General features: G+C 71.5%; 23 protein-coding genes and 1 tRNA gene. 5 read left to right on the forward strand and 19 right to left on the reverse strand.

Features of this window, described 5'->3' with window-relative positions; all coding sequences use genetic code 11:
• Positions 1 to 23: 23 nt before the first annotated feature.
• The 19 genes from ACIA77_RS29045 to ACIA77_RS29135 all read right to left on the reverse strand — a co-directional run bounded on the left by ACIA77_RS29045 (position 24) and on the right by ACIA77_RS29135 (position 18900).
• A complete protein-coding gene (locus tag ACIA77_RS29045) occupies positions 24 to 830 on the reverse strand; it encodes a thiopeptide-type bacteriocin biosynthesis protein (RefSeq protein WP_395889166.1) in 807 nt (268 codons plus the stop codon).
• Positions 823 to 3048, reverse strand: a complete 2226-nt coding sequence (locus ACIA77_RS29050; RefSeq protein ID WP_395889167.1) for a hypothetical protein — start codon at positions 3046 to 3048, stop codon at positions 823 to 825. Before ACIA77_RS29050 ends, ACIA77_RS29045 begins: the two co-directional genes overlap by 8 nt.
• A 4-nt stretch (positions 3049 to 3052) precedes the next feature.
• On the reverse strand, positions 3053 to 4537 hold the full coding sequence (locus ACIA77_RS29055) for a SagB family peptide dehydrogenase (protein WP_395889168.1): 1485 nt from the start codon (positions 4535 to 4537) through the stop codon (positions 3053 to 3055).
• Entirely contained in the window at positions 4534 to 6855 is a 2322-nt protein-coding gene (locus ACIA77_RS29060) for a TOMM precursor leader peptide-binding protein (protein WP_395889169.1), read from the reverse strand. Before ACIA77_RS29060 ends, ACIA77_RS29055 begins: the two co-directional genes overlap by 4 nt.
• 11 nt (positions 6856 to 6866) lie before the next feature.
• Entirely contained in the window at positions 6867 to 8825 is a 1959-nt protein-coding gene (locus tag ACIA77_RS29065; RefSeq protein WP_395889170.1) for a peptidase domain-containing ABC transporter, read from the reverse strand.
• Complete coding sequence (locus ACIA77_RS29070) at positions 8822 to 10945, reverse strand: ATP-binding cassette domain-containing protein (RefSeq protein WP_395889171.1); 2124 nt, start codon at positions 10943 to 10945, stop codon at positions 8822 to 8824. The genes ACIA77_RS29065 and ACIA77_RS29070 overlap by 4 nt, the downstream gene beginning before the upstream one ends.
• The gene (locus tag ACIA77_RS29075; RefSeq protein WP_395889172.1) at positions 10942 to 12183 is read right to left on the reverse strand and encodes a cytochrome P450; all 1242 of its coding nucleotides are present in this window, start codon (positions 12181 to 12183) and stop codon (positions 10942 to 10944) included. The genes ACIA77_RS29070 and ACIA77_RS29075 overlap by 4 nt, the downstream gene beginning before the upstream one ends.
• A gap of 118 nt (positions 12184 to 12301) precedes the next feature.
• Complete coding sequence (locus ACIA77_RS29080) at positions 12302 to 12445, reverse strand: hypothetical protein (protein WP_395889173.1); 144 nt, start codon at positions 12443 to 12445, stop codon at positions 12302 to 12304.
• A 50-nt stretch (positions 12446 to 12495) separates the two neighbouring features.
• Positions 12496 to 12645: a thiocillin family RiPP gene (locus ACIA77_RS29085; RefSeq protein WP_395889174.1), complete on the reverse strand. Its 150-nt coding sequence runs from the start codon at positions 12643 to 12645 to the stop codon at positions 12496 to 12498.
• A 22-nt stretch (positions 12646 to 12667) separates the two neighbouring features.
• Entirely contained in the window at positions 12668 to 12817 is a 150-nt protein-coding gene (locus ACIA77_RS29090) for a thiocillin family RiPP (RefSeq protein ID WP_395889175.1), read from the reverse strand.
• A gap of 11 nt (positions 12818 to 12828) precedes the next feature.
• The gene (locus ACIA77_RS29095; RefSeq protein WP_395889176.1) at positions 12829 to 12987 is read right to left on the reverse strand and encodes a RiPP peptide; all 159 of its coding nucleotides are present in this window, start codon (positions 12985 to 12987) and stop codon (positions 12829 to 12831) included.
• A gap of 38 nt (positions 12988 to 13025) precedes the next feature.
• Positions 13026 to 13169 carry a thiocillin family RiPP gene (locus ACIA77_RS29100; protein WP_395889177.1) on the reverse strand — a complete coding sequence of 48 codons (144 nt, stop codon included), beginning with the start codon at positions 13167 to 13169 and terminating at the stop codon, positions 13026 to 13028.
• 146 nt (positions 13170 to 13315) lie between these two features.
• On the reverse strand, positions 13316 to 13543 hold the full coding sequence (locus ACIA77_RS29105; RefSeq protein WP_395889178.1) for a hypothetical protein: 228 nt from the start codon (positions 13541 to 13543) through the stop codon (positions 13316 to 13318).
• Between the two features lie 204 nt (positions 13544 to 13747).
• Positions 13748 to 14902: an amidohydrolase gene (locus ACIA77_RS29110; protein ID WP_395889179.1), complete on the reverse strand. Its 1155-nt coding sequence runs from the start codon at positions 14900 to 14902 to the stop codon at positions 13748 to 13750.
• Positions 14893 to 15501 (reverse strand): response regulator, encoded by a 609-nt coding sequence (locus ACIA77_RS29115; protein ID WP_395889180.1) that lies wholly within the window; start codon positions 15499 to 15501, stop codon positions 14893 to 14895. Before ACIA77_RS29115 ends, ACIA77_RS29110 begins: the two co-directional genes overlap by 10 nt.
• Entirely contained in the window at positions 15498 to 16616 is a 1119-nt protein-coding gene (locus ACIA77_RS29120) for a sensor histidine kinase (RefSeq protein ID WP_395889181.1), read from the reverse strand. Before ACIA77_RS29120 ends, ACIA77_RS29115 begins: the two co-directional genes overlap by 4 nt.
• Before the next feature lie 12 nt (positions 16617 to 16628).
• Entirely contained in the window at positions 16629 to 17483 is an 855-nt protein-coding gene (locus tag ACIA77_RS29125) for an ABC transporter permease (protein ID WP_395889182.1), read from the reverse strand.
• On the reverse strand, positions 17483 to 18400 hold the full coding sequence (locus tag ACIA77_RS29130; RefSeq protein ID WP_395889183.1) for an ABC transporter ATP-binding protein: 918 nt from the start codon (positions 18398 to 18400) through the stop codon (positions 17483 to 17485). Before ACIA77_RS29130 ends, ACIA77_RS29125 begins: the two co-directional genes overlap by 1 nt.
• A 417-nt stretch (positions 18401 to 18817) precedes the next feature.
• Positions 18818 to 18900: transfer RNA gene (locus ACIA77_RS29135), tRNA-Leu, on the reverse strand.
• Positions 18901 to 19038: 138 nt separating this feature from the next.
• On the opposite strand from ACIA77_RS29135, the gene ACIA77_RS29140 reads away from it, so the two are divergent.
• From ACIA77_RS29140 to ACIA77_RS29160, 5 genes are all read left to right on the forward strand, one after another.
• Entirely contained in the window at positions 19039 to 20262 is a 1224-nt protein-coding gene (locus ACIA77_RS29140; RefSeq protein WP_395889184.1) for a DUF3662 and FHA domain-containing protein, read from the forward strand.
• A gap of 101 nt (positions 20263 to 20363) precedes the next feature.
• Positions 20364 to 20825 carry an FHA domain-containing protein gene (locus tag ACIA77_RS29145; RefSeq protein ID WP_395889185.1) on the forward strand — a complete coding sequence of 154 codons (462 nt, stop codon included), beginning with the start codon at positions 20364 to 20366 and terminating at the stop codon, positions 20823 to 20825.
• Positions 20822 to 22264, forward strand: a complete 1443-nt coding sequence (locus ACIA77_RS29150) for a PP2C family protein-serine/threonine phosphatase (protein ID WP_395889186.1) — start codon at positions 20822 to 20824, stop codon at positions 22262 to 22264. Before ACIA77_RS29145 ends, ACIA77_RS29150 begins: the two co-directional genes overlap by 4 nt.
• Positions 22264 to 23757, forward strand: coding sequence for an FtsW/RodA/SpoVE family cell cycle protein (locus ACIA77_RS29155; RefSeq protein WP_395889187.1), 1494 nt, complete (start codon positions 22264 to 22266; stop codon positions 23755 to 23757). The genes ACIA77_RS29150 and ACIA77_RS29155 overlap by 1 nt, the downstream gene beginning before the upstream one ends.
• Positions 23754 to 25217 carry a peptidoglycan D,D-transpeptidase FtsI family protein gene (locus ACIA77_RS29160; protein ID WP_395889188.1) on the forward strand — a complete coding sequence of 488 codons (1464 nt, stop codon included), beginning with the start codon at positions 23754 to 23756 and terminating at the stop codon, positions 25215 to 25217. Before ACIA77_RS29155 ends, ACIA77_RS29160 begins: the two co-directional genes overlap by 4 nt.
• Position 25218: the final 1 nt, after the last annotated feature.

The following is a 25218-nucleotide window of genomic DNA, read 5'->3' on the forward strand; positions in this document are numbered from 1 at the left end:
GTCGTATTCGAAAGAATCCCGACCTAATTCATGCTACGCAGCCGCTGCAGCCACAACAACCGCGCGATTTGCGCCTCCTCTCCCGGAACTGCGCCGAGCCGGTTGTTCATCAGGTGGACGTGCTGAAAAGCCGCCCGATAGGGCGAAACGCGGCGCGCCGATTCCCGGTACTCCGACCAGAACCGCTCGGCGTACCGGCGCAGCGGCGCGCCCACGTGCTCGCTTTCCAGCTCCCGGGCCACGTTTCCGGCGAGGCGGCCCGCCTGGCGCACCGCGCCCGGGTCGTCGGGACGCGCGGTGGCGGCCGCCGGTCGCCACGCGACCGTCCGTGCGCCGCGGCCCGACCAGTACCACGCGTACTGGTGCAGGAAGCTCACCCGCTGTTCGGCGGGCAGCCCCTCGACGATCGCCGCGGTGTGCGCCGCGGCCTGCGTGATGCGGCGAGCCGACGCGCGGCCCGGCAGCAGCTGCAACGCGGTCTCGCTGCCGAGGTGCGCCACGCGCTCGGCGAACTCGACCCCGTCCGGGCCGCGGAACTTCGCGAGTTCCGGTTCGTACCAGCGCTTCACGACTTCGGCGCCGCGTTCGGCGAACCGCCGGTCCAGCTCCGCCTCGACGTCGGCCGCCGCGTCGGGCCGGGCGCTCAGCCGCACGCGCAGCTGCAGGCCCGACAGGTCCATGTACTGCAGGAAGAACCAGCGCCGGAGCACTTCTCGGTGCCCGGCCACCACCGGGTGCACGACGTCGTGCAGCAGCCGCGTGACCGTACCCAGGTCCGGGACGTAGATCCGCCAGTAGCGCCAGTCGGGACGCAGCAGGGCGTCAAGCATGGGTCACCACCGTGAGGAACTCCGTGACGCGCCGCGCATCCGCGCCCGCGGCGGGCAGCGCTTCGGTGAGTTCGAGGCCCTCCGCGCCGGCCAGGCCTTTCAGCGCCGTCCACGCCGCGAGCGGGTGGGCGAAGCTGAGCCACTGCGGTTTGCCCTGCGGGACCCCGCCCGCGGCGAGGCCGCGGACGAACACCTGCTCGGACAGACCGTGCTCGGCCAGGAACATCCGGCCGGCGCGGAGGAAGTCGAGGTCGGGCCCATCGGACACCGACGGCAGAGCGGACGCGGGCAGCGTCCAGCGAGCGCGGCGCAGCACGAGCCGGCCGTCGGTCACGCGTTCGCGGAACCCCGGTTCGGCGACCGGAGCCCACGGGCCGAGCGACAGCCACGGATCCGACAGCAGCTGCAGCACGCGGGGCACCCCGCGCAGCAGGTGCGCGGGCACCGCGCCGAGGTAGCTGAGCGCGGCGGGCCGCCCGGCCGGGTCGAGGACTTCGAGCGTGCCGGTGGCCAGGTCGTGGCGCACGCGGAAGCCGTCGATCGAAACACCCCCGTACGGCCGCTCCGCACCCCAGACCAGCGCCGGCGCCGAGCGCACCGCGGGCCGCTGGGTGTCGGTCCAATCGGCGTGCGCCGTCACCTGGTACACCGCGCAACCGGGGAACCGCTTCTCGTGCAACGAAGTCATCGCCGCTTCGACGCGTTCAGTCAACCCGGGCACGCCGGCCCAGCGCGCCACCGCGCCGAGGTAACCCGCGTGCACCTGGTTGACCACGAGCGCGTCGCCCGCGACCTGCCAGAACACCGAGTGCGCGGGGCGCCCGACGCTCGCGCCGGCGACGTCGCGCACCTGCGGGTCGGGCACGGCGCACCGCGAGAGCCACCACATCGGATCCAGGTCGCGGACCGCGCGGAACGCGAACTCCGCCAGGTCGGCGACACCACCGTTTCCATAGTGGTGCAAGAAGAACCGCACCAGGTCGAAGTAGCCCGCGCGCGGCCGCGCGGTCGAACGCAGCAGGCCGTCGAGCCGGCCGAGCTCACCGTCGGCCCACGCGGGTGGTGTGGTTTCCGGCTCCGGGCCGTGGGCGACGGTCTCGTGCACCAGCCCGAGCCCGTCGAGCCAGCCCGCGCGCGCCGGATCGCGTTCGGCCAGCGTCTTGCGCAGCCGGCCGCGCAACGCGAGCACCGCGTCCGCACGTCGGCGGCCGTCCGCCCCACCGGCTACGACCTTCTCGGCCTCGGCCAGCCCGAGGTGCCCCCACGCGGTGAAGTGCCGCGGCTCGGTCAGCCGCCACGGCGGCGCCAGGAGCAGCAGACCCTGGTCCAGCAACCGGCGCAGGTCTTCGGGCGGGCAGCCCAGCTCCGCGGCCAGCCCGCGCAGCCGCCGCGGTTTCGCGTCGAGCGGCACCGGACCGGGCACCGCGGTGATCTCGTCCTCGCGGAAGTAGACGCCGTGACGCATCCGGTGCGCGGGCAGTGCGGCCAGCCACTCCGCTCCGACCAGCCGGGTGTCCACAAGGGGCACCACGACCGGGTCGTCTTCCAACGCCGCGTACGCGAGCCGCGCGGCGACGCGCGACGAGCTCACCAGCCGCCGCCGGACACCCGGGTCGACCGCACCGCCGAAGTCCCCGACGCCGACCGTGGTCAGCGCGCCGAACGGGCTCGGCTTCAGCGCGGTCCGCACCAGGTACGACACCGCGCTGCGGCTCAGCCGCCCACCGGGTTTGCCGAGCTCCGTGCGATCGGTGAACGCCCTGACGAACTCCGGGCTCGCCAGCGCCAGCGCGGCCAGCACGTCGGGCGTCCGCAGGGCGGTGGCCACGGCGTGCTGCGCCGCGGCCAGCTCGCCGGTGAGCGCGCGGCCGGCCTTCTCCAGCAGTTCCCGCTCGCGCACGAGCGCCTGGTGCCATTCGCCGAGCCGCTCCGCCTCCTCCGCGCCGAGCACGTCCCGCGCGAGCCGGAGCCCGGCTTCGTCGCCGCGGTCGTTGAACACGCCGCGGCGCAGCCGGATGAGCCCGCGCCGCTGGTCGCGGCTCAGCTCGTCGCGGCCGATCACGGCGTGCAGCGCGTCGCAGACCGGGTCCCGCTGCTCGCGCTTGCGCGCGGCGGCGGCCTCGGCCTCGTCGAGCAGGGCGAGGGTTTCCGGGGCGCGCAGGCCGTCGAGCACGGCGGCGGGCAGCCCGCAGATCCGGGAGACGAGCAGCTCGGACACGGTGTCACCGCCTCCGCGCGGCCAGGGCTTCGGCCTGCCAGCCCGGGTCGTTTCCGGTGCGCCAGTCGAGCGCGCCGTCGCCGCTCACCGGAGCGGGCAGCTGCGCCGGGGCGCTGCCGAGGATGAACTCGCCCACCGACGATTCGCGCAGGTAGTCGAGCTTGAACGCGCGCGCCGACGCGTCGGCGTCCCCGCTGCCGAGCCCGCAGCCGGCGAGGCCCATCGCCGTGGCGACGAGGTACATCGTCTGGTACAGCGCGCCGGCGTGCTTGAGCGTCACGGCATACGCGATCGATTGGTACTTCCACGACAGCCGCTGGAAGCGCGAGGTCATGGTCACGAGCACGTCCGGCACCGCCTGGCCGCCGGTCGAGAGCGTCGCGACGGACAGCAGTTCCTCGCGCGCGGCCTCGTCGGTGTTCACCAGCCGCAGCACGTGCTCACCGGCGTCGTAGTGGTAGATGCCCGGCGCCAGCCCGGCGCACCGGCGCACGGTCAGGTACAGCTCGAGCTCGTACCCCGCACCACCGCACGGGTACGGCCGGCTCGAGCCCTCGTACGGCATGCGCACCTCGGGCCGCGGGCCGTACGTGCCGCGCACGCGAGCCGTGCGGTAGAGGAATTCGCCGAGCTGCTCGGCGGTGATCGGCTGCTCGCCGTAGGACCGGATCGACTGGCGTGCCTCGATCGTCTCCTGCAACCCCGGATCGGCCGAGCGCACGTCGTCGAACCGCGGCCGGAAGAGCTCGATGCGCGGCCCCGCCGGCGCCGGCTTCAGCGCGGGCAGCGGCTCGATCTGGCCCACGTACGGGAAGCGGCCGCCGAAGGCCTCGTCGGTGCGCCCGATCCGGCTGCGGCTGTGGAAGTACAGGTCGTGCACGTCCCACTGGCGCAGCACGTCGTCTTCGTCCACGGGGAACTCGCCGTCGATGCCGACGTCGAGGAACCCGGCGCCCGCCAGCGCGGCCAGCACGGGGTGCCACTCACCGTCCACTTCGGACGCCGGTTGCGCGACCGCGAGCGCGGCGACGGCACCGGCCAGCGCCGCGTCGAGCAGCACGGCGCGGTACTTGCTCACCGGCGACTCCACGACGAGCTCCCCGCCGCGGCGGCGCAGCAGGCTGAACTTACCCAGCCGCAGCCACGCGCCGGTCAGCTCGGGCAGCTCCGGGCGCGGCGGCGTCACACCCGTGCGCTCCAGCACGGCGACGCGCTCCCCGCGCAGCCGGAACCCGGTGGCCAGGAAGGGTTCCACCTTCGCCAGCACGTTCGCCACCGGCGACTTCGGGTGCGCGGCCACCAGTTCGGCTTCGGTGTGCACCCCGGCGCGCACCTGCTGCAGCGCTTCGAGCATCGGCGCGCCGACGCCCTTGAGCCGGTAGCCGGCGCGGTCGGCCAGCCCGAGCAGGACCTGGTCGTCCTTGCTCAGCACCGCGACGTCGCGGCGGAAGGTGACGGTGTACTCGGCGGTTCGTTCGAGCGTGGTCATAGGAACATCGCAATCGGGTTGAGGTCGGCTTCGGACGTCGGGTGGTCGAGCCAGCCCAGCTCCACCGGCACGTCGTAGAGCCGGCCGGGCGCGAAGCGGGGCCAGAAGTGCCGCATCCCCGGCACCAGCACGCGGACGACGGGCAGGCCGATGTCCACGCGCGTCTGGTCCAGCACCAGCATTTCCAGGCCCCGCTCGGCCACGGTTCGCTCGGCGCGGAGCACGTCGTCGCGCACGTCGGCGCTGTCGTAGCGCTCGAAGTCGGCCTTGGTGCGCAGCGCGCCCTCGGCCGGGAGCACGTACGGCTGGTTCTCGGTCGTGGCGGTGCGCCACCAGTCCAGCTGGTCGGGATCGTTGTAGGCGTAGGAACCCGAACCGTCGGCCTTCATGCCGATCACCGCGGGCAGGAACTGGTTCATCTCCGACAGCGCCCGCCCGATGGCGACCTCGACGTCGAAGTGCGCGCCGAGCGCGAACAGGATGTCCTGCGCGGGCTTGTCGCGGCGCACCGACACCGCGGCGACCGACGGGATGCCGAGGTCGTTGGTCAGGTCCAGCACCCAGGAGTCGCGCTCCAGGTCGTCGTAGCGCTGCTGCCACTGCGCGAAGTACGGCACGTCGAAGGTCGACAAGTCGATGGCCGGCCGGCACAGCCGGTGGTACCACCACATCGCGACGGTGTCGCGCTCGACGAGCTCCATGAAGCCCTGCAGCACGGCGTCCTCGATGCTGGTGCCCGCCGCGCACCCGTTGGAGTTCGCGCCGGCCTGGAACGGCGTTTTCGGGTTGTGGTAAGCGAAGTACAGGCCCGAGGTGGGGAACAGCTTCGTGCGCTGCTCGGTCAGCGACCACAGCGGCGACCACTCGATCTCGGCCCGCGGGTCGAACTCGTCGGCGACCCAGTGGAAGTGCGACGGGCGCGCGTTCCACTCGGCGCGGTCGCGGAACTGCGCGTCGCTGTAGAGGTGCAGGGCGTTCGGGTGGATGGCCTCGGCCGGGTCGAGGTCGGCGAACCGCGCCGTGCGGCGGGATTCGTCGCCGTGGAACAGGCCGGAGTAGCGCTCGATCGCCTCACCCAGCGCCGACGCCTTGGCCTGCGCGTCGCTCATCCCCTTGCCCGCGCTGCAGCTGCGCAGGCCCGCGCGCAGGTCGTTGGCGTTGGCCATGGGGATCGCGAAGTTCTGGCCCGCGGTGTAGGTGTGCAGGCCTTCGACCTCCAGCGGCACCTTGACGAGGTTGCTGATCGGCCCGGTGACGGGGCTGATCAGGTGCTCGTACCGCGCGACGAACTGCTCCGGCGGACGGGAGCGGTACCCGCCGTCGCTGCTCGCGGTGCGGGGCCGGGATTCGATCCGCACCGGCTCCTCCTGCCGGCGCGACTGCACCTCCGGCTCACCGCACAGCGGGCACTGCGGCCGGCGCTGGAACGGGTGGTGCTCCTGCGTGAGGCTGATCGTGTCGAGCGTGATGACCTCGGCCTGCCACGGCGTGCCGAACTCGGCGGCCACTCCGCCCGGCGGCTCCGGCAGCGAGGCCCGGCCCGCGGCGAACGCGCCGGTCAGCCACTTGCCGACGTGCAGCGCGGCCAGCCGGTGCGCCAGCTCCTGCGTGACGCCGGTGCCGGTGACCGAATTGACCAGCGCCGGGCTGTCGAGCACCCCGCGCTGGCGCAGGTAGGACGCGAGCACGTTCTTGTTGGACAGCCGCACGCGCAGGCATTCGTAGCAGCCGGTGACACCGGGCTCGAAGACCGGGCCGACCCAGATCATGCTGCCGACCGGCTTCACCGGCAGCCACGGGATCCCGGCCTCGTGCCACTGCGTGCCCCATTCGGCGAGCTCGGGGCGCAGGTAGTCGTCGGTGAGCACGACGGTGAAGCCGCCCATCTCCGTCGTGACCCCCGCGCCGAGCGCGCGCAGCGCTTCGGTGAACCCGCCGGCGTCGACGTCGCCCGCGGTCAGCACGCGCACATCGGCGCCCGCCAGCCGGGCCACGGCCTCGTCACCGTCCACACCGGACGCTTCCCAGTACCCGCCGACGCGCGGGTCGACCTCGGGGTCGACCTCCACGACGTACCCGCTGCGGCGCAGGCGATCCAGCGCTCCGTCGATGCGGGCCGGGTCGGCTTCGGCCAGCAGCTGCTTGATGGCGTCGCGGCTGTGCTCGCCGGCCAGCAGCGGAGCCAGCCGTTCGACGAGCGCGCCGGCCAGGCGGGTCTGCGTGGTGCGCTCGCTCGTGAGGTACACCGCGTCGCCGGGCACGGTCAGCACCCGCAACGACCGGTTGAACCTCGTGATCCGGTTGATGCTCTTCGTCATGGTCGATCCCCTCAGTCCTCGCGGCGGGCGGTGCCCACCAGCCGGGCGAAAGCCTTCGAATGGCGCGACAGCTCGGCGAACGTGCCGAGGTCGGCGATGCGGCCGTGCTCCAGCACGGCGATCCGGTCGGCCGAGCGGATCGTGGACAGCCGGTGGGCCACCACCACCCGCGTGAGCCGCAGGTCGTCGACGGCGCGCCGCACCTGTTCCTGCGCGGCGACGTCGAGCGCGCTCGTGGCCTCGTCGAGCAGCAGCACGGCGGGGCGTTTGGCCAGCGCGCGGGCCAGCAGCAGCCGTTGGACCTGGCCGCCGGAGAGCCCGCTCTCGCCGTCGGTGACCTGCGTGTGCAGGCCCATCGGGAGCGCGGCCACCGCGTCCCCGAGCTGCGCCGACTCGGCCGCGCGCCCGGCCAGGTCGAGGTCCACGTCGTCGGTGGCGCCGCAGATGACCTCGGCGAGCGTGCCGCGCATGAGCGTCGCGTCCTGGGCGACGTAACCGATGCGCGTGCGCAACTCGTCGACGTCGCACCGGGCCACGTCCACGCCGTCGACCAGCACCCGGCCGCGGTCGGCCCGGTCGAGGCCGAGCACGAGTCGCAGCAGCGTCGACTTGCCCGCCCCGGAGGCGCCGACCAGCGCGACGAACTCCCCCGGCCGGATGCTCAGGGAGATGCCGGTGAGCAGGTCACGCGTCTGGCCCGGGTAGCGGAAGCTCACGTCGTCGAGCACGACCGCACCGCGCGCCGCCGGCAAGCCGGCCGGGTCGGCGGGCGTCTCCGGCCGCGTGGTCAGCACCGGCGCGAGCCGCGCGTGCACCGGCCCGATCGCGAACAACCCGACGAGCGCGCTCTGCAGGCGGGTGGCCGTGAGGTTGAGCGTCATCGCGACCATCACCACGGTCCACTGCCCGGCGAAGCCGAGCCCGGACGCCATCGGCAGCAGCACGGCCAGCAGCGCCGGGTAACACGCGACGGCCAGCGCACTCGCGACTTCGGCGTACCGCAGCCCCGCGTCGTCCGACCGCTTCTGCGCCCCGAACGCGGCGCGCCACCGACTGACCACATAGGACTGGGCACCGAACGCGCGCACGTCGTCGATCCCCAGCATCGCCGGGTACACGGCCGCCTGCACGTCGTCCACCGCGGCGAGGACCGCCGTGTCGTAGCGCTGCTGGCGCACCGAAAGCCACAGCATCGCGCCGAGCACCAGCGCGAACAGCCCGGTCGCCGCGACGGCGAGCCACGGGTCGAGCAGCCCCAGCAACGCCACCGCGACCAGCGCGAACACCGCGTGCAGCGCGGCGGTCAGCCCACCACTGCCGAGCAGGCCCCGCAGCTGGCCCACCCCACCGGCGAAGCCCATGAGCCGCCGCAACGGGTACTGCCGGAAGAACGCGGCGGGCAGGCTCAGCAGGCGCTGCCAGATCGCGGACTCCAGGCGGTCCTGCGCTCCGTCGGTGAGCGTCAGCAGCCCGCGCTCCACGGCCGCCGTGGTCAGCAGTTGCAGCGCGAGCAACCCCAGCAGCGCTCCGGCCAGGTACGGCACGGCCGCGCGGGTACCCGCCCCGATCGCGAGGGCGAGCACCATCCCCGCCAGCGGCACCACGAACCCGAACACGGTTGCCAGCAGCCCGACGACCGCGGCCGCGATGAGCCGGATCCGCTGGCCCTTCAACGCAAACGACAGCAGACCACGACCGGTGGTGCCTTCGTGCGGCAGCACGGCTGCACCCCGCGGTGCACTGGATCGCTGCCGCGGAAGGGCAGCGACGCTTCGCCCGGACTGCGCCGGCGCTGCTGCTTCGCGCGTAAACGCAGGTCCGACCGGGGCTTCGTCGGTGCTCGCGTCGAGGTACGGGTGCGGCATGGTGGGCCGGCCGGCGGTGCGGGCCTCGCGGAGGTCGGCGGCCGTCGCGCCGGCTTCTTCGAACCAGGACCGCGGGGCACCGTCGTGCGGGAGTGTGGCGGTCATCCGGCCACCTCCGTCAGATCGCGGTAGCCGCGGGAGTGGGCGACGAGGTCGTCGTGCGTGCCGTAGACGCGGACCTGGCCCGCCTCGAGCAGGACGACCGTGTCGTCGCCGCGCACTTCGGAGAGGCGGTGGGCCACGGCGACCGTCGTGGTGCCGCGAGCGCGCAGGGCGGCGTCGATGCGGGCGGCCAGCGCCGTTTCGACCGCGCTGGTCGCTTCGTCGAGGACGAGCACGCGCGGGTCGCGGGCCAGCGCTCGGGCGAGAGCGAGCCGTTGGCGTTCGCCGCCGGAGAAGTTGCGGGCCTGCTGCGCGACCGCGGCGCCGTCGACGCCGCCGCGCAGGGCGATGGTGTCGGTGAGCTGGGCGTCGGCGAGGGCGGCAGCGATCGCGGCGTCCGGCAACGGCGTGCCGAGTTCCAGGTTCTCGCGCACGGTGCCCTCGAAGAACGCCGGCCGCTGCGGCACGTAGCCGACCAGGAACGGCCGCACCGACGGCGGCAGGTCCGCGCTGCCCCGGCCGTCGACGAGCGCCACGCCGGACCACGGCCGCACTAGCCCGGCCAGCAGTTTCGCGAGCGTCGACTTGCCGCACCCACTCGCACCCACGAGCGTCAGGCGGCCGCCGGGCGGCACGTCGAGGTCGAGCGAAACCAGCAGCGGCGCGGAGTTGGTGTCGTAGCCGTAGCGCAGGCCTCGCACGGTGAGCCGGCCCGGGCCGACCGCGACCGGTTCGTCCACATCGGACGGATCGGGTTCGGCGCCCGCCACGTCGTCGTACGCGGCGAAGCTGCTGCGCAGGCCACCGATCCGGTGCAGTCCCGTGACGAGCCCGCCCGCGTGCAACTGCCAGACACCCGCCAGCACGGCGACGGTGATCACCTCGCCGGGCGTCAGCACCGCGGTCAGCGCGAGGCAGACGGCGTACCCGAGCGCGTGCACCGCCGTGACGCCCAGGCCGATGCCGTGCTCACCGAGCGCCGCTCGCCGTTGCGCGGCCAGCACTTTCCGCTGCGCCGAAGACCACCGCGCGAACGCCTGCCGTCCGCTGCCCTCGGCCTTCACGGTGTCGATGGCCGACAGCACGTTCAGCGAGAGGCCGTCGCGCGCCGACTGCTCCACCAGCAGCGCCGACTGCCGTTCGGTGCCCGACCGGCTGCCGAGCCGCACGACCAGCGCGGTCACCAGCGTGCTTCCCACCAGCAGCCCGGCGGCCGGCGGCGCGAGCACGGCCAGCACCACGAGCAGGCCGGCCACCGCGGCGAGGTGCACCGCGACGGGCAGCACCACCGTCGTCAGCTGCTGCGCGATGGTGTCGGCGATCTGCACCCGCGCCGCGACGCCCCCGGTGAACCGCCGGTGGAAGTAGCTGCCGGGCAGTCGCAGCAGGTGCCCGACGAGTTCCGTCGAGCGCGTCAGCGAAGTCCGCAGCAGCGCGGCGGAAACGAGCCGCTGCTGCGCCCACCCGGCCAGCGCGACGCCGACCGCCACCGCGGCCAGCCACCACAGCGCCCCGGGTCCGGCCGTCGCCGTGACCAGCGAACGCGCGAGCAGCGCGGCCACCACGGTCAACCCCGCGGTGAGCACCCCGGCCACGACGGCGCCGAGGGCCACGGGCAGCCCGGAACCCAGCCACCGCACCGCTCGCGGCAGCGCCTTGCGCGGCGCGCCACTCGGCCGGAAGGCGGTACCCGGCTGAAAACCCAAGTACAGCGCGGAAAACCGCGCGCGGAACTCGGCGAGCGACAGCGTGTGCCGTCCGGCCGCCGGATCGTGCAGGCGCACGCGCCCACCCCGGCCGACGCGTTCCAGCACCGCGAAGTGCCGGTTGTCCACGAAGACCACGCCGGGCGTGGGCAACGCCCGCAGCGTCGCGACATCCGCGTCGTCTCCGGAAAGCCGCACGCGCTTGGCGCTCACGGTCAGCCCGAACTGCTGGCCGCGCCGGGCCAGCGTCGCGGCGCTGATGCCGTCGCGCCCGCCGCCGCACGCCCGCGAGAGCTCCGGCCAGGTCAGGAACTTGCCGAACCCGGCGAGCAGGATCCCGAGGCAGGCGGCGCCGCAGTCGGACTCCTCGACCTGGCGGAACTCCGCGCCGGCGCGCGAGCGGTAGCGCGTACTCATCGTGCGCCGCTTTCCGCGAGCGCCGGGGAGAAGGTCACCGGCAGCACGCGCGGAGTCGGGAACGCCAGCGAAGCGCGCCACGGCAACTCGGCCAGTGGACGGCTCGGCGTCGGCAGCCGGTCGTGCACCGCCTGCAGCAGCGATAGCGCGGTCATCCCGGCGAGCGCGCTGCCGAGGCAGTAGTAACTGCCGTGGCCGAACGCGACGTTGCCGGTGATCGGCCGGTCCCACCGGAATTCGAGCGGAGCTTCGAACTTGCGCGGGTCGAGGTTGGCGGCGGCGAAGGCGAGGATCACCGTGTCACCGGCCTTGAAGTGGAGTTTCCCGACGGACAGGTCGTGCGCGACCTGGCGCGATCCGAACGCGACCGGGGTGCGCAACCGGAGGGCCTCGGCGAACACGCGGTCGGCGCACGCCGGGTCCGCGGCCAGCGCCGCGGCGATCTCCGGGCGCTCCGACAGCACGACGAGGGTGTTGGCGAGCGCGGCCGTGACCGTGTCCAGTCCGGTCATGAACAGCAGCAGGACCATGTCCACGGCTTCGCCGGCGGACAGCTTGCCCGCCTGGTACGACCCGGCGAGGTGCCCGATGAGGTCTTCGGCCGGTTCGGCGCGGCGCTGCTCGAGCAGTCCGGTGACGTATTCGCGCAGCTCGGCGAACTCGGCGGCGGTGATCGGCGGGCCGGCCTCGGGGTGGGTCTCGGCGAGAAAGCCGGCGGCGAGCTGGTTCATCATGCCCGTGGCCCGCTCGGTGACGAACTCACGATCGGCGGGCGGGACGCCCAGCAGCACCGCGGTCACCCGCGCCGGCAGCGGTGTCGCCAGCTCGCCGACGAACTCGGCCTCGCCCCGCCGCAGCGGTTCGGCCAGCAGCTCGGCGACGACGTCGTCGATGCGGTCGCGCAGCGCGGCCAGCCGGCGGCCGGAAAACGCCCCTGTCAGCACGCTGCGTAGCCGCTGGTGCTCCTCGGCGGCGCGCACGGACATAGTGCTGCTGAAGAAGCGAACAAACTGTGGGTTATCCCGGTGCACCGCTTCGGGGAAGACCGGGGCGGCCATCGGGAAGCCGGGTTGGGTGCAGAGGCGGGTCACCAGGTCGTAGCCGGAAATGACCCACATCCCGTCGAAGCGCACCACCGGCGCCTGCTCGGCCAGCTCCGCGAAGAATTCCGGAGCCTGCATCCCGAACGGAACTTGGCGCGCGAAGTGCCGCCACAACCGCTGGACGATTTCTGCCATCCCCCAAGTCCTTTCAGGCACGTGTTCGTCCGCACCACGTGGTCGCCGCCGAAAAATGATTCACGAATAGACGGCGACCACGCGGTGTGGGTGGAATAGCCGGGCTAACGCACCTGGATCAGGTGGCGCAGCCGTACGTGCCGAAGCACACCGGACAACCGACGCTGCCCGCAGTTCCGAAGCAGTTGCCGGCGCCGGCTTCGGTCAGCTCCTCGATCACGAGCTCCTCGACCGGCGTGACCTGCGTGGTAACGTTCTCCATGACAACCTCCCTTCAGAGGTTCGTTTCGCCGCGGATGTCCTGGGGGATTGTCAGCTCGAGCTCGCGGTGCCGACCGAGCCCGCCGAGCTCGGGCACCCCGCGGTGCCCACGGTGCCGATGCAGAAGCTGCCGGCCTGGTCGTCGGAGAGCTGCTCGATCGTGAGGTCGGCCGTGGCCGGCTCGCGGATCTCTTCGTTCATCTCGTTTCTCCTGTTCAGAACGTCAGTGCGAGCTGACGGTGCCGTAGCTGCCGGCGCTGGAGGGGCAGCCGAACGTGCCGGCCGACCCGACGCACCACCCGGCGCCGGTGGCGTCGGACAGCTCTTCGACGGTCAGTTCCTCGGTGAAGTCCTGCGACTCCTGGATCTCCATGTCGTTTCCTCTCAGGACCAGCTGAAGGCGGTGCCGACGCACGCCGGGCAGGTGGTGGAGCTGATGGTGCCGCCGGTGTTCGTGGTGCCGGCGCCGGCGATCTCGCCGAGCTCCTCCACCGTGATGTCCTCGGCGAACGCCTGCTCGACCTGGTTGTCGAACTCGTTCATCTCGGTCTCCTCGGTTGTGTTGTGGTGGTGCGGATTGCTCAGCCGAAGCTGGACGCGGTGCCGGCGCTCGACGGGCAACCCGCGCTGCCGACGCAGAAGGCGGTGCCGGCCGCGGTGGTCTCCACCAGCTCCTCGACCTGCAGCTCCTCGACCGCCTCGGTGGCGATGGTGTTTTCCTGCATTCCTTTCACCTCCCTCCAGAGGCAACTGTGTCGATCGTTACCAATCCGACCACAGCCACGGCGGAAACCGTTGCGGTACTCGAGTACCGTCCCGCTGGGCATCCGCCTACTTTTGGTCGGATTGGTAACATGCGAAAGGAATTCACCTAGGGTGTACAGGTGACAGTGCCCTGATCCCAGCTGTTGAAGCTGTACCGGTAGCCGTAATCCCCGCCGGCAGTACCGAGGTACTCCCATTTCGCCAGCTCGAAGCCGACGTTCTTGAACTGCGTGCTCGGCACGCACTCAGGTGGTGCCGGCACGCTGGCCTCAGCGGCGGAGATACCGAACAAAACGGACACAACGACAAAAGCGGCAACGATGACACTTCTCATCTCGCAAGCCCCCCCAGGCTTTTGATTCCCCAGTTTTGCGCTATTCGCTCTGAGCGATTCGCACGGAGGTGACGCTAAACCCAACTGGGCGTCCGAGTGGAGAGTTAATCACCGATGTCACCCGTCTGGAGTAAGTAGCTGCCAGCTATCTTAGGGTTTCCCTAGGGTTCCCTTAGGGTGGCCGTGCTCAGGGTGCACGACTGACTACTCACTGGTCACGGTGAGTACAGCCCGGGCGGCGACCGCGAGCGCCCGTCCCCCCGCCGAAAGCGCCGCCGGCTCCGGAGCGAAGTCAGGCGAGTGGTTGGTGCCCCGCGAGCCGACGCCGAGGGTCCAGTAGCAGAGCGGCACCCGCGTGCCGTCCGGTCGTCGCGCCAGGTGGCCGACGTCCTCGGCCGCGGCCACGGGCGCCGTCCACGTGACGCTGCCGGCGCCCAGCCCCGCCACGTGCGCGGCCCGGACGGCGATCGCCAGGTGCCGGTCGTTGGTCGTCGCCGGCGCCGAGCGGACGGTCTTGACCTCCGGCTCGACCGCGGCGCCAGAAGCCTCGGCCTCCGCCCGGCACACGCGCTCGAGGGCGGCCAGCGCTCCGGCCAGCGCACCGTCGGTCGCCGCGCGGACGCTCACGCCGAGCTCGACGCGGTCCGGGATCACGTTGGCCGCCTCGCCCGCGTGGATCGCACCGACGGTGACCACCACCGGCTCGGCCGGGTTGGTTTCACGCGAAACAACCGACTGCAGGCGCACCACGAGGTGCGCGGCCAGCACCACCGGGTCCACGGCGAGGTGCGGCACGGCGGCGTGCCCGCCCCGGCCGTGCACCGTGATCGCCAGCTCGGTGCACGGCGCGGTGATCTGCCCCGGCGAATGGCCGACGCGCCCCACCGGCCCCGGCACGGCGTGCTGCGCCAGCAGCGCCGCCAGCGGGCCGACGCCGTGCAGGTCGTCGGCGACCATGGCGAGCGCGCCGTCGAGCGTTTCCTCGGCCGGTTGCCCCAGCACCACGAGCCGCCCGCGCCACGACGCCCGGTCCGCCACCAGCTCCCGCGCGGCCCCGATGACGGCGGCGAGGTGCAGGTCGTGCCCGCACGCGTGCATCGCCGCGCCGTCGGCCGCGTACGGCAACCCCGTGCGCTCGACCAGCGGCAACGCGTCCAGCTCCGTGCGCAGCGCGACCGCGGGACCGTCGCCGTTGTCGAACGCGGCGACGACACCGTGGCCGCCGACGCCGGTGCGCACGGCGAAGCCCAGCGCACCCAGCTCGCGCGCCAGCACGGCCGCGGTCCGCTCCTCCGCTCCCGACAGCTCCGGGTGGCGGTGCAGGTCCTCGTACAGCTCGACCAGCTCCGTCACAGCCACCCGGCCTCCTCGGCGACGCGGTAGGCGGCCACGCGGTTGTCCACCTGCAGCTTCGTGAGCGTGCTCGACAGGTAGTTGCGCACGGTGCCCTCGGCCAGCGACAGCCGCGCGCCGATCTCCGCCGGTCGCAGGCCGGCGCCCGAGAGCCGCAGCACTTCGAGTTCCCGCTCGGTCAGCGGCGTCTCCCCGACGGCGAGCGCGTCGGCCGCGATCTCCGGGTCCACGTGCCGCCCACCGGAGCACACCTTGCGCACGGCGTCGATCAGCGCGTCCGGCGAGATGTTCTTGGTGACGAACCCGCGCACGCCCGCCCGCATCGCGCGGTGCAGGTAGCCGGGTTTGCCGTAGCTGGTGACCACGAGCAGACCGCACGGCAGCCCTTCGGCCTTCACCGCTTCGGCCACTTCCAGGCCGGACAGGCGCGGCATGTCGATGTCGACCATGGCGCCGTCGGGCCGTTCGCGGCGGATCGCCGCCAGCGCGTCGGCCCCGTTGTCGACGGCCTCGACCACCTCGATGTCGTCGACCAGGCTGAACACCGTGCGCAGAGATTCCCGGAGCAGGGCGTGGTCCTCGGCCAGCACGATCCGCAGGGTCATGAGCTCTTCCTCGGCAGGTCAAGGGGCACGCGGGCGGTGAGCACGAAATCGCCGCCGGCTTCGGCGTGCTCCAGCGTGCCGCGCACGGCGGCCAGCCGCTCGGCCAGGCCGGTGAGGCCGTGACCGGCGCGGACGCCCCCGGCGTGGGGTCGGTCGTTGCGGATGCGGACGGTCAGCGCACCCCGCTCGCGCACGAACTCGACGCGGCAGTTCTCGGCGGCGCTGTGCCGCAGGATGTTGGTGCCGCCTTCGCGGATGGTCGCGCCGATCGCCTCGGCGACCGGCGCGGGCAGTCCTTCCGGGACCGGGTCGGCGACCACGCGGACCCCGGCGAGGCTGAGGATCGACGACGTGCCCCGCAGCTCCTCGGCCAGGCCGGCCTGGCGGTAGCCGGCGATCACCCGGCGCAGCTCCGTCACCGAACCGCCCGCCAGTTCGGCGATCTGCACGAGCTGGTCGCGGGCGGCGTCCTTGTCGGTGTCGAGCAGCCGCACACCGAGTTCGGCCTTGAGCCGCACCACCGAGAGCCCGCGCCCGAGCACGTCGTGCAGGTCACGGGCGAACCGGAGCCGCTCCTCCACCACGGCCATGCGCGCCAGCTCGTCGCGGTTGGCGTGCACTTCGGACGCGTACGTGACCAGCAGCCCCATCCCGGCGAGCACCACGATCGTCACCACCGAGCGGAGCATCACCTCGGCCACGGCGAACGCGGGCAGCTGCATCAGGAACGCGATGCCGGTCGTCGTGGCGAGCACCGCCAGCGGGAAGATCCAGCGCTTGAGCCCGGCGAAGCTGATCACGGCGGCACCGGCGACCAGCGACGGCAGCGCCAGCCAGGCCGGGCCGAACGCCAGCAGCAGCGCGTACGTGAGGCTCGTGCCGATCGCCACGTCGACGAGGTGCTCGCGCGAAGCCGAGCGCCGCACGGCCGCCCAGACGACGCGGCCGGTGCTGACCAGCACACCCGCGCCGGCCAGCACCGCGAAGAGCACGTCGACCACCGGCGGGTGGGTGCTCAGCCACAGGAAGAACGCCTCGAGGGTGAACGCGACGACCGTGCCGAGGATCAGCAGCGCGACGACGCGGCCCAGTGTCCCGGGGTTCCACCGGTCCACGTCCCCTCCCGCCTAGCCGGCCCGCTTCGGATCCCACTTGAAGAAGCGCTTGCCCAGGCCGAGGGAAACGCCGATCCAGGCACAGAGTAGTCCCAGCGGCATAACACACGCGCGGAACGACTCCAGGAATCCGACTTGGTGCGGCAGCTGCGCCGTCGCGGGATTCGACGCGAAGTCCCGGCCGAGATACGCGCTGCGCAGAATTTCGACGACCGAACTCGACGGCAGGTACTGCACCGGCACCTGCAGGAAGTGCGGCATTTCGGACAGCGGGAAAACGATCCCGGACGCGAACATCATGAGGAACAGGAATGGCGTGACGAGCCACGTGGAAACCTCGCTCGTGGGCAGCAGCCCGGAAACGCCGATCGCCAGCAACGCGAACGTGAACGCGCCGAGCACCACACCGACCAGCAGCAACAGCGGGTTCGCCGGCGCGGGAGCTTTCAGGTACGCCAGGCCGAAAACGAGGAGCACGACCACCTGCGCGACGCTCGTGACGGAACCGCTCATGGCTTCGCCGGTCATGATGGCGGTATCGGGCAACGGGGTGCCGCGAAGTCGTTTGTAAATCAATTTTCCGCGCCGGCTCGTCGCCGAGTTCACGACGTTGTAAACGATCCAGACGAGGACGAATCCCATCATCCCCGGAAGGAGGTACACGCCGCCGTCGACACCGGCGATGTCGCCCTTGCCGTGCTGGCTCGCGGGCAATCCGATGCCGAGGCCGAGTGGAATCAGCACACCCGTGAGCGCGAAACCGAGATCGCGCCAGTGCACCTTCTGCGACAACAGGAATTGGGACCACGTGTAGCGCCACCAGCCGAGCGTTCGGTTCGGGGCGAGCGCGGGTGCTGCTGCGGTCATCACCGCTCCTTCGCGGTCGTGGCGAGGTCGGCCTCGTCGGCCACCTTGAGAAAGACGTCTTCCAGCGAGTTCCGCCGCACCTCGAGGTCGGAAATCCGCACGCCCGCCCGGTACGCCCAGTCGAGCAACGTGTGGAGGTCACCCTGCGGGTCGGTGCTGCTGGTCTCGTAGCGGCGGCCGTCTTCGGCGACGCCGGCCAGCTCGATGGGCACGGCGGCGTCGCTGGTGAAGGTGATCGTGGACCCGTGATCGGCTCCGATGACCTCGTCGACGGACCCGTGCCGCACGATGCGCCCGCGGTCCATGATCGCGACGCGGCCGGCCAGGTACTGCGCCTCTTCCATGTAGTGCGTGGTCAGCAGGATCGCCATGCCCTGGCTGACCATGTTCTCCAGCACGTGCCACGTCCGCCGCCGCGCCTGCGGGTCGAGCCCCGTCGTCGGCTCGTCGAGGAACAGCAGCTCCGGCCGCCCCAGTACCGCCAGGGCCAGGTCGAGCCGTCGGCGTTCCCCGCCGGACAGCTTCCCCACGCGCGTGCCGGCGACCTTCCCCAGATCGACGAGGTCGACGACCTCGTCGAGCCCCATCGGCTCCGCCGTGAACCGGCGCCAGGCCCGGATCGACTCGAGCACCGTCAGGTCGTCGAAGAACCCGGCTTCCTGCAGCATGATCCCGACTCGCGGCGCGATCTTCTCCCGCTGCTGCGCCGGGTCGACCCCGAAGACCCGCACGCTCCCCGCCGCCGGACGCCGGTACCCCTCCAGCACGTCCATCGTCGACGTCTTGCCCGCGCCGTTCGTCCCCAGCAGCCCGAAGACCTCACCGGCGCGCACCGAAAAGCTCAGCCCGTGGACCGCCACGAACGACCCGTAGTCGATCCGCAGCCCGTCCACCTCGACAACCACTTCCCTACCCATGCCCCCACAGTGGCCGGACCCCCTGCCCGCCCCCAGACGCAGCCCTCACCACCTGCGCGTGAATCCCCCACCTCCCCGCCATGACAAACCTCATACCCCCAGCTCCAGCCCCCAAGATCCACACCCCAACCCGGTCCAAACCACGCTGAACCGCCCACCAACAGCACGCGGGATCCGCGTTCACCCACAGAACCGTGCCGGATCAGCCACCAACACCACCGCGGGATCCAAGTTCACCTACAGAACCGTGCCGGGTCAGCCACCAACAGCACGGCGGGATCCGCGTTCACCTACAGAACCGTGCTGGGTCAGCCACCGATCGCACCGTGGGGGTCCGGGGGGTCGCCCCCCGGGAAAAATGACGACCGACAACGGGAAGGGCCCTGGTTGCGCTAGCAACCAGGGCCCTGAACACGGTGCGCGAGGAGGGAGTTGAACCCTCACGTCCTTTCGGACACACGGACCTGAACCGTGCGCGTCTGCCATTCCGCCACTCGCGCGAGTCGCAACGGGTCTTCCCGTTGGCAGCCAGTGAAGCTTAGCAGGGTGTTTTCACGGGTTTCAGCGGGGGCCGTGTCGAGGCTTCCTCTCCCGGATAGGATCGGTTCGGAAGTACACGTGTGAGGAGGGCTCCCCGGGTGGGTCGCGCAGAGCGCTTTGACCGGCGTCTCGAGAACCTCGTGGGGAACACCTTCGCGCGCATGTTCGGTGGCAACGTCGTCACGCAGGAAGTGGCGGTGGCGCTCGAGCGGGAAGGCGAGGAGAACGTTCGTGAGCTGGCAGGCGGTCGGCAGCTCGCCCCGAATCACTACATCGTGTCTTTGGGGACGGCTGACCACGATCGCATGGCCGGTGACGAGCAGCGGGTCACCGCGGTTCTCGCACAAGCGGTGGCGGAACACCTCGCCGAGCACGGCTGGGACACCTATGGTGACGTCGTCGTATCACTCGAGCGCAACGAGGCGCTGCATACTGGACAGTTCAAGACCCGTTCGTCCGTCGATCCAGACGCCCGCGCGGCAGGTGGCTCGTCACGGTCGGCACGACCCAGCAACGCAGGAGACCCAGCAATGAGCCAGCCCCCCGGCTACGGCCAATACGACCAGGGTGACCCGTACGGCCAGCAAGGCGGCCAGTACGGCTACGGACAGCAGGGTGGCCAGCAGCCCGGGTACGACCAGGGTTATGGCCAGCAGGGCGGTTACGACCAGCAGGGTTACGGCCAGCAGCCCGGCTACGACCAGTACGGCGGCCAGGGTGGCCAGCCCGGTTACGACCAGGGCTACCAGCAGGGCGGCTACGACCAGCAGGGTTACGGCGGCCAGCCGCAACAGGGTGGTTACGACCAGTACGGCGGCCAGCCGCAGCAGGGTGGCTACGGCCAGCAGGGCTACGACCAGGGTTACGGCCAGCCCCAGCAGGGCGGTTACGACCAGTACGGCGGCCAGCCCCAGCAGGGTGGCTACGACCAGTACGGCGGCCAGCAGGGCGGTGGCTACGGCCAGGCGCCGGCGGACCCGTACGGCCAGCAGGGCGGCTACGGCCAGCCCGGCGCCCCGGCCGGTGGCCGCCAGCTCGCGGCGAGCCTGCAGCTCGACGACGGTTCGAACCGGACGTACTCGCTGAAACAGGGCGGGAACGTCGTGGGCCGCGGCCAGGACGCCGACTTCCGCTTGCCCGACACGGGCGTGTCGCGCCGGCACCTCGAGATCACCTGGGACGGCCAGAGCGCGACGCTCGCCGACATCGGGTCGACGAACGGCACCACCGTGAACGGGACCCCCGTGCAGACGTGGCAGCTCGCCGACGGCGACGTCATCCGGGTGGGGCACTCGTCGCTGGTGTTCCGAACCCAGGGCTGACCAGAGGCCGGTGACGGGGTTCCCGCAGAATTGTCGTGCGGGGGGATCCGCGGTGCGCGCGCACCGCGGCTTGCAGGCAGAGTCGGGAGCGGACACAACAAGTGCCAGAGCTGGTCGTTCAACTCACCAGAGTCGGCTTTCTCGTGCTGCTCTGGCTCTTCGTGTTCGCCGCCCTGCGGGTCGTCCGTTCGGATCTCTACGCGGCGTCCGGCCTCCGGGTGCAGGTGCCGTCGTTCCGGCGGAACAAGGAGAAGAAGCCGCGGGGCAGCAAGTCGCCGCAGCAGCTCCTGGTCACGCACGGGGCGCTGGCCGGTACCCGCATCGCGCTCGACGGCCGGCCGATCCTGATCGGCCGGGCCGACGACTCGACGCTCGTGCTGGACGACGACTACGCGTCGACCCGTCATGCCCGCATTTCGCTGCGCGGGGAGGACTGGTACGTGGAAGATCTGGGCTCGACGAACGGGACCTACCTCGACCGGGCTAAGGTCACTGCACCCCTCCGGGTCCCGCTCGGAGTCCCCATCCGGATCGGCAAGACGGTGATCGAGCTTCGCCCATGACTCTCGTCCTCCGCTACGCGGCCCGCAGTGACCGGGGCCTGGTGCGTTCGAGCAACCAGGACTCCGTGTACGCCGGCCCGCGCCTGCTCGCGCTCGCCGACGGAATGGGCGGCCACGCCGCGGGCGAGGTGGCCAGCAAGGTCGTCATCGCCTCGCTTGCGCCGCTCGACGACGACGAGCCGGGCGACGACCTGCTCGCCCAGCTCCGCGAGGCGGTGCAGAACGGCAACGCGGCGATCGCCGAGCTCGTTTCGCAGGACCCCGACCTCGACGGCATGGGCACCACGCTCACCGCCGTGCTGTTCGCCGGCAACCGGCTCGGCGTGGTGCACGTCGGCGACTCGCGCGCCTACCTGTTCCGCAGCGGCCAGTTCGCCCAGATCACCCGCGACGACAGCTTCGTGAACGAGCTGCTGGAGCAGGGCCGCATCACGGCCGAAGAGGCCGCGGTGCACCCGCAGCGCTCGCTGCTGCTCAAGGCGCTCACGGGCCACGAGGTCGAGCCGAGTCTCACCGTGCGCGAAGCGCGTGCCGGTGACCGGTACCTGATCTGCTCCGACGGCCTGTCCGGCATGGTCAGCGACGAGACGATGGCCGAGGCCATCCGCATCCCGGACCCGCAGGACTGCGCGGACCGGATGATCGAGCTGGCCCTCAAGGGCGGTGGTACGGACAACGTCACCGTGGTCATCGCCGACGTGGTCGACGTCGACTTCGGCGAAGACGCCCCGATCGTCGGCGGCGCCGCGGGCGACGGGAGTGACGAACAGCACCAGGGCGATTCGCCCGCCGCGCGCGCCCGGGCGCTCACGCAGCCGCCCCCTCCGCCGCGGCCCGAGCCGCAGGCGTTCGAGGAGGATCCGAAGGCCAAGCGCCGCAAGCGGTTCCGGTGGTTGGTCGGCGCGGTCGTGGTGCTGATCGTGCTGGCCGCGGCCGCGATCGCCACGCGCTACTTCGTGCTCAGCCAGTACTACGTGGGCGAGGGTCCCGACCAGGAGGTCGTGATCTACCGCGGGGTACCCGGCAGCATCCTCGGCATCCAGCTGCACTCCCTCGAGCAGGGCTCGTGCCCGCCGGGTCAGCTGTGCTCCGACAAGCTGCGCGTCCCGGCGCTGCAGGAGGACGCGCGCATCGCCGTGCAGAACGGCGTGAAGCGCGACAGCCTGGACGACGCGCGCAAGTACATCGACGACTTCCTGCGGCTGAAGAAGCAGCTGGGTGACTGCTCGCCGGTGACGCCGGGCGCGCCCGGCACAACCGGGACCTCGGCGACTTCGGTGCCGCCGTCGTCCGGCGGGGTGCCGACGGCTCCGGGTGGGCCACCGGCGTCGTCCAGCGCCGCTGCGCCGCCTTCGGGCGGCACCTCTTCGTCGGCGAACCAGCCTGCGGGGAGGGACTGCTCGACGTCGAGTACGGCGCCGGCAGGGGGCGGTAACTGATGGGCCAGCCCGTGGCCGACCCGTTGTCGGCCCAGTTCGCCACCAATCCGCCCCGGGAGCTGCCCAAGCGCCGGGGCACCGAGCTGTTGTTGCTCGGGTTCGCCGCGTTCATCGTCACGCTCGCCCTGGTGCTGGTGGAGGCCAACCAGGAGCAGGAGCTCACGCTTTCGATCCTGTGGCTGGGCCTGGCGTACATGGGTGTGCTCACGGCCGCGCACCTCGCCGTCCGGAGGTGGGCGCCGTACGCGGACCCCGTGCTGCTGCCGTGCGTCGCACTGCTCAACGGCATCGGGCTGGTGATCATCCACCGGCTCGACCTCGCGGAAGCCGAGCAAGCCGCGCAGCGGGGCACGGACTACAGCCCCGAGGTGACCAAGCAGGTCCTGTTCACGGTCATCTCGCTCGCGTTGTTCGTGGTCGTGCTGATCGTGGTCAACGACCACCGCACCCTCACGCGCTACGGCTACACCTTCGGTCTCGTCGGCATCATCGCGCTCGCCCTGCCCGCCGTGCTGCCCTCGAGCCTGTCCGAGGTCAACGGCGCGAAGGTGTGGCTCAAGCTGCCGTTCTTCTCGATCCAGCCCGGTGAGTTCGCGAAGATCCTGCTGATGATCTTCTTCGCCTCGTTCCTGGTGTCCAAACGGGACCTGTTCATGGTGGCGGGCAAGAAGGTCCTCGGCGTGGAGCTGCCGCGCGCCCGTGACCTGGGCCCGATCCTCATCGCGGCCGCGGCGAGCATCGGCATCCTGGTGTTCGAGAAGGACCTGGGCACGTCGCTGCTGTACTTCAGCATCATCCTCGTGATGCTCTACGTCGCGACCGAACGCGTGATCTGGGTCGTGGTGGGGCTGACGTTCTTCGTGGGCGGCTGCCTGATCGCCTACAACCTCTTCACCCACGTGCAGCAGCGCGTGGAGAACTGGCTCAACCCGCTCGGCCCGCGCTACGACGAGCTCGGCGGCTCCTACCAGCTCGCGCAGGGCCTGTTCGGCCTCGGCACCGGCGGGGTCGGCGGGACCGGTCTCGGCGCCGGCCGGCCGGACATCGTGCCCGCGGCGGGCACCGACTTCATCACCGCGTCGATCGGCGAGGAGCTGGGCTTCATCGGCCTGGCCGCCGTGCTGATGCTGTACCTGCTGATCGCGATGCGCGGCATGCGCAGCGCGCTGGCCGTGCGCGACACGTTCGGCAAGCTGCTCGGCGGCGGGCTCGCGTTCACGATCGTGATGCAGATCTTCGTGGTCGTCGGCGGCGTGACCGCGCTGATCCCGGAAACCGGCATCACGGCGCCGTTCCTGTCCCAGGGCGGTTCGTCACTGCTCGCGAACTACATCCTCGTCGCGCTGCTGTTGCGCATCTCGGACGCGGCCCGCAGGCCGGCCAAGCGCCCGAAGGCGCAGCAACCCCAGGCTCCGATCGCCGAGGCGCACACCGTGCTGGTGCAGCGCCCCGCTCCCGGCGCGGGCCCGAACGGCGACGGGAGGACACCGTGAACACCCCGCTGCGCAAGGTCGGCATGGCGATGCTCGTGATGATCGTCCTGCTGCTGGCCAACGACACCTACATCCAGGTGGTCAAGGCCGATGACTACCGCACCGATCCGCGCAACCAGCGCGTGCTCTACGACGAGTACTCGCGCCAGCGCGGCCAGATCGTGGCGCCCGACGGCACGGTGCTCGCCGGGGTGAAGCCCTCGAGCGACAAGTTCAAGTTCACCCGCACCTACACCGACGGCGCGATGTACGCGCCGGTCACCGGCTTCTACTCGATCAACTACGGCGCCGGCGGCCTGGAGCGCGCCGAGGACGACGTGCTCAACGGCTCCGACCCGCGGCTGTTCGTGCGCCGCCTGTCGGACATGATCACCGGCCGCGATCCGCGCGGTGGCAACGTGAAGCTCACGATCGACCCGAAGGTGCAGAAGGCCGCCTACGACCTGATGACCCAGCACGGCTACACCGGCGCCGTGGTGGCGATGGAGCCGAAGACGGGCCGCATCCTCGCGATGGTGTCCACGCCGTCTTACGACCCGAACGCCCTGGCGACGCACGGCAAGGACCAGAACACCGCCTGGACGAACTACTCGAAGGACCCGAAGAACCCGATGCTGAACCGGGCGATCTCGGAGACCTACCCGCCCGGGTCGACGTTCAAGATCGTCACCGGGTCCACCGCGCTGCAGGCCGGCATCGGACCCGACACGGTCGTGAACACCGCGCCGAACGTGAAGCTGCCGGGCACCAACACCACGCTCGAGAACTACGCCGGCGAGACCTGCCCCGGCAACACGTTCAAGGACGCGCTGGCCCACTCGTGCAACGTGCCGTTCGCGACGTTCGCCGGGCAGCTCGGGGCCGACAAGATCAAGGAAACCGCCGCCAACTTCGGCATCGGCCAGAGCGATCTCACGGTGCCGATGAAGGTCGCGCCCTCGACGGTCGGCGCGCTCGACTCGCAGGCCGCGCTGTACCAGAGCGGCATCGGCCAGCGCGACGTCCGGCTCACGCCGCTGCAGGACTGCCTGCTCGCCGCGACCGTCGCCAACGGCGGCATGGCGATGAAGCCGCAGCTCGTGCAGTCGATCCTGGCGCCGGACCTCTCGACGATCGAGGACGTCGACCCGGAGCAGCTCACCGGCACGCCGGCGCTCTCGCCCGAGAACGACCAGATCATGACCGACATGATGATCGCGTCGGAGAGCTTCACGGCGGGCAAGGGCAAGGACCCCGCGCTCAAGATCGCGTCGAAGACCGGGACCGCCGAGCACGGCACCGACTCGAAGAACACCCCGCCGCACGCGTGGTACACCGCCTTCGCGCCGTCGGACAACCCGCAGATCGCGGTGTCCGTCATCGTCGAGAACGGCGGCAACCGCGGCCTCGCCGCGACCGGTGGCTCCGTCGCCGCGGAGATCGGCCGCGCCGCGATCGCCGCTCACCTCGGGGGTGGATAGC

The organism is Amycolatopsis sp. NPDC051903 (assembly GCF_044452505.1).
Lineage (GTDB): Bacteria > Actinomycetota > Actinomycetes > Mycobacteriales > Pseudonocardiaceae > Amycolatopsis.

Coding starts and splice junctions, on each gene's coding strand:
- ACIA77_RS29125 (WP_395889182.1), bottom strand. CDS start 17,483: ATGACCGCAGCAGCACCCGCGCTCGCCCCGAACCGAACGCTCGGCTGG.
- ACIA77_RS29070 (WP_395889171.1), bottom strand. CDS start 10,945: ATGAGTACGCGCTACCGCTCGCGCGCCGGCGCGGAGTTCCGCCAGGTC.
- ACIA77_RS29155 (WP_395889187.1), top strand. CDS start 22,264: ATGGGCCAGCCCGTGGCCGACCCGTTGTCGGCCCAGTTCGCCACCAAT.
- ACIA77_RS29085 (WP_395889174.1), bottom strand. CDS start 12,645: ATGAACGAAGAGATCCGCGAGCCGGCCACGGCCGACCTCACGATCGAG.
- ACIA77_RS29095 (WP_395889176.1), bottom strand. CDS start 12,987: ATGAACGAGTTCGACAACCAGGTCGAGCAGGCGTTCGCCGAGGACATC.
- ACIA77_RS29060 (WP_395889169.1), bottom strand. CDS start 6,855: ATGACGAAGAGCATCAACCGGATCACGAGGTTCAACCGGTCGTTGCGG.
- ACIA77_RS29100 (WP_395889177.1), bottom strand. CDS start 13,169: ATGCAGGAAAACACCATCGCCACCGAGGCGGTCGAGGAGCTGCAGGTC.
- ACIA77_RS29065 (WP_395889170.1), bottom strand. CDS start 8,825: ATGACCGCCACACTCCCGCACGACGGTGCCCCGCGGTCCTGGTTCGAA.
- ACIA77_RS29150 (WP_395889186.1), top strand. CDS start 20,822: ATGACTCTCGTCCTCCGCTACGCGGCCCGCAGTGACCGGGGCCTGGTG.
- ACIA77_RS29055 (WP_395889168.1), bottom strand. CDS start 4,537: ATGACCACGCTCGAACGAACCGCCGAGTACACCGTCACCTTCCGCCGC.
- ACIA77_RS29075 (WP_395889172.1), bottom strand. CDS start 12,183: ATGGCAGAAATCGTCCAGCGGTTGTGGCGGCACTTCGCGCGCCAAGTT.
- ACIA77_RS29080 (WP_395889173.1), bottom strand. CDS start 12,445: ATGGAGAACGTTACCACGCAGGTCACGCCGGTCGAGGAGCTCGTGATC.
- ACIA77_RS29045 (WP_395889166.1), bottom strand. CDS start 830: ATGCTTGACGCCCTGCTGCGTCCCGACTGGCGCTACTGGCGGATCTAC.
- ACIA77_RS29115 (WP_395889180.1), bottom strand. CDS start 15,501: ATGACCCTGCGGATCGTGCTGGCCGAGGACCACGCCCTGCTCCGGGAA.
- ACIA77_RS29130 (WP_395889183.1), bottom strand. CDS start 18,400: ATGGGTAGGGAAGTGGTTGTCGAGGTGGACGGGCTGCGGATCGACTAC.
- ACIA77_RS29090 (WP_395889175.1), bottom strand. CDS start 12,817: ATGGAGATCCAGGAGTCGCAGGACTTCACCGAGGAACTGACCGTCGAA.
- ACIA77_RS29105 (WP_395889178.1), bottom strand. CDS start 13,543: ATGAGAAGTGTCATCGTTGCCGCTTTTGTCGTTGTGTCCGTTTTGTTC.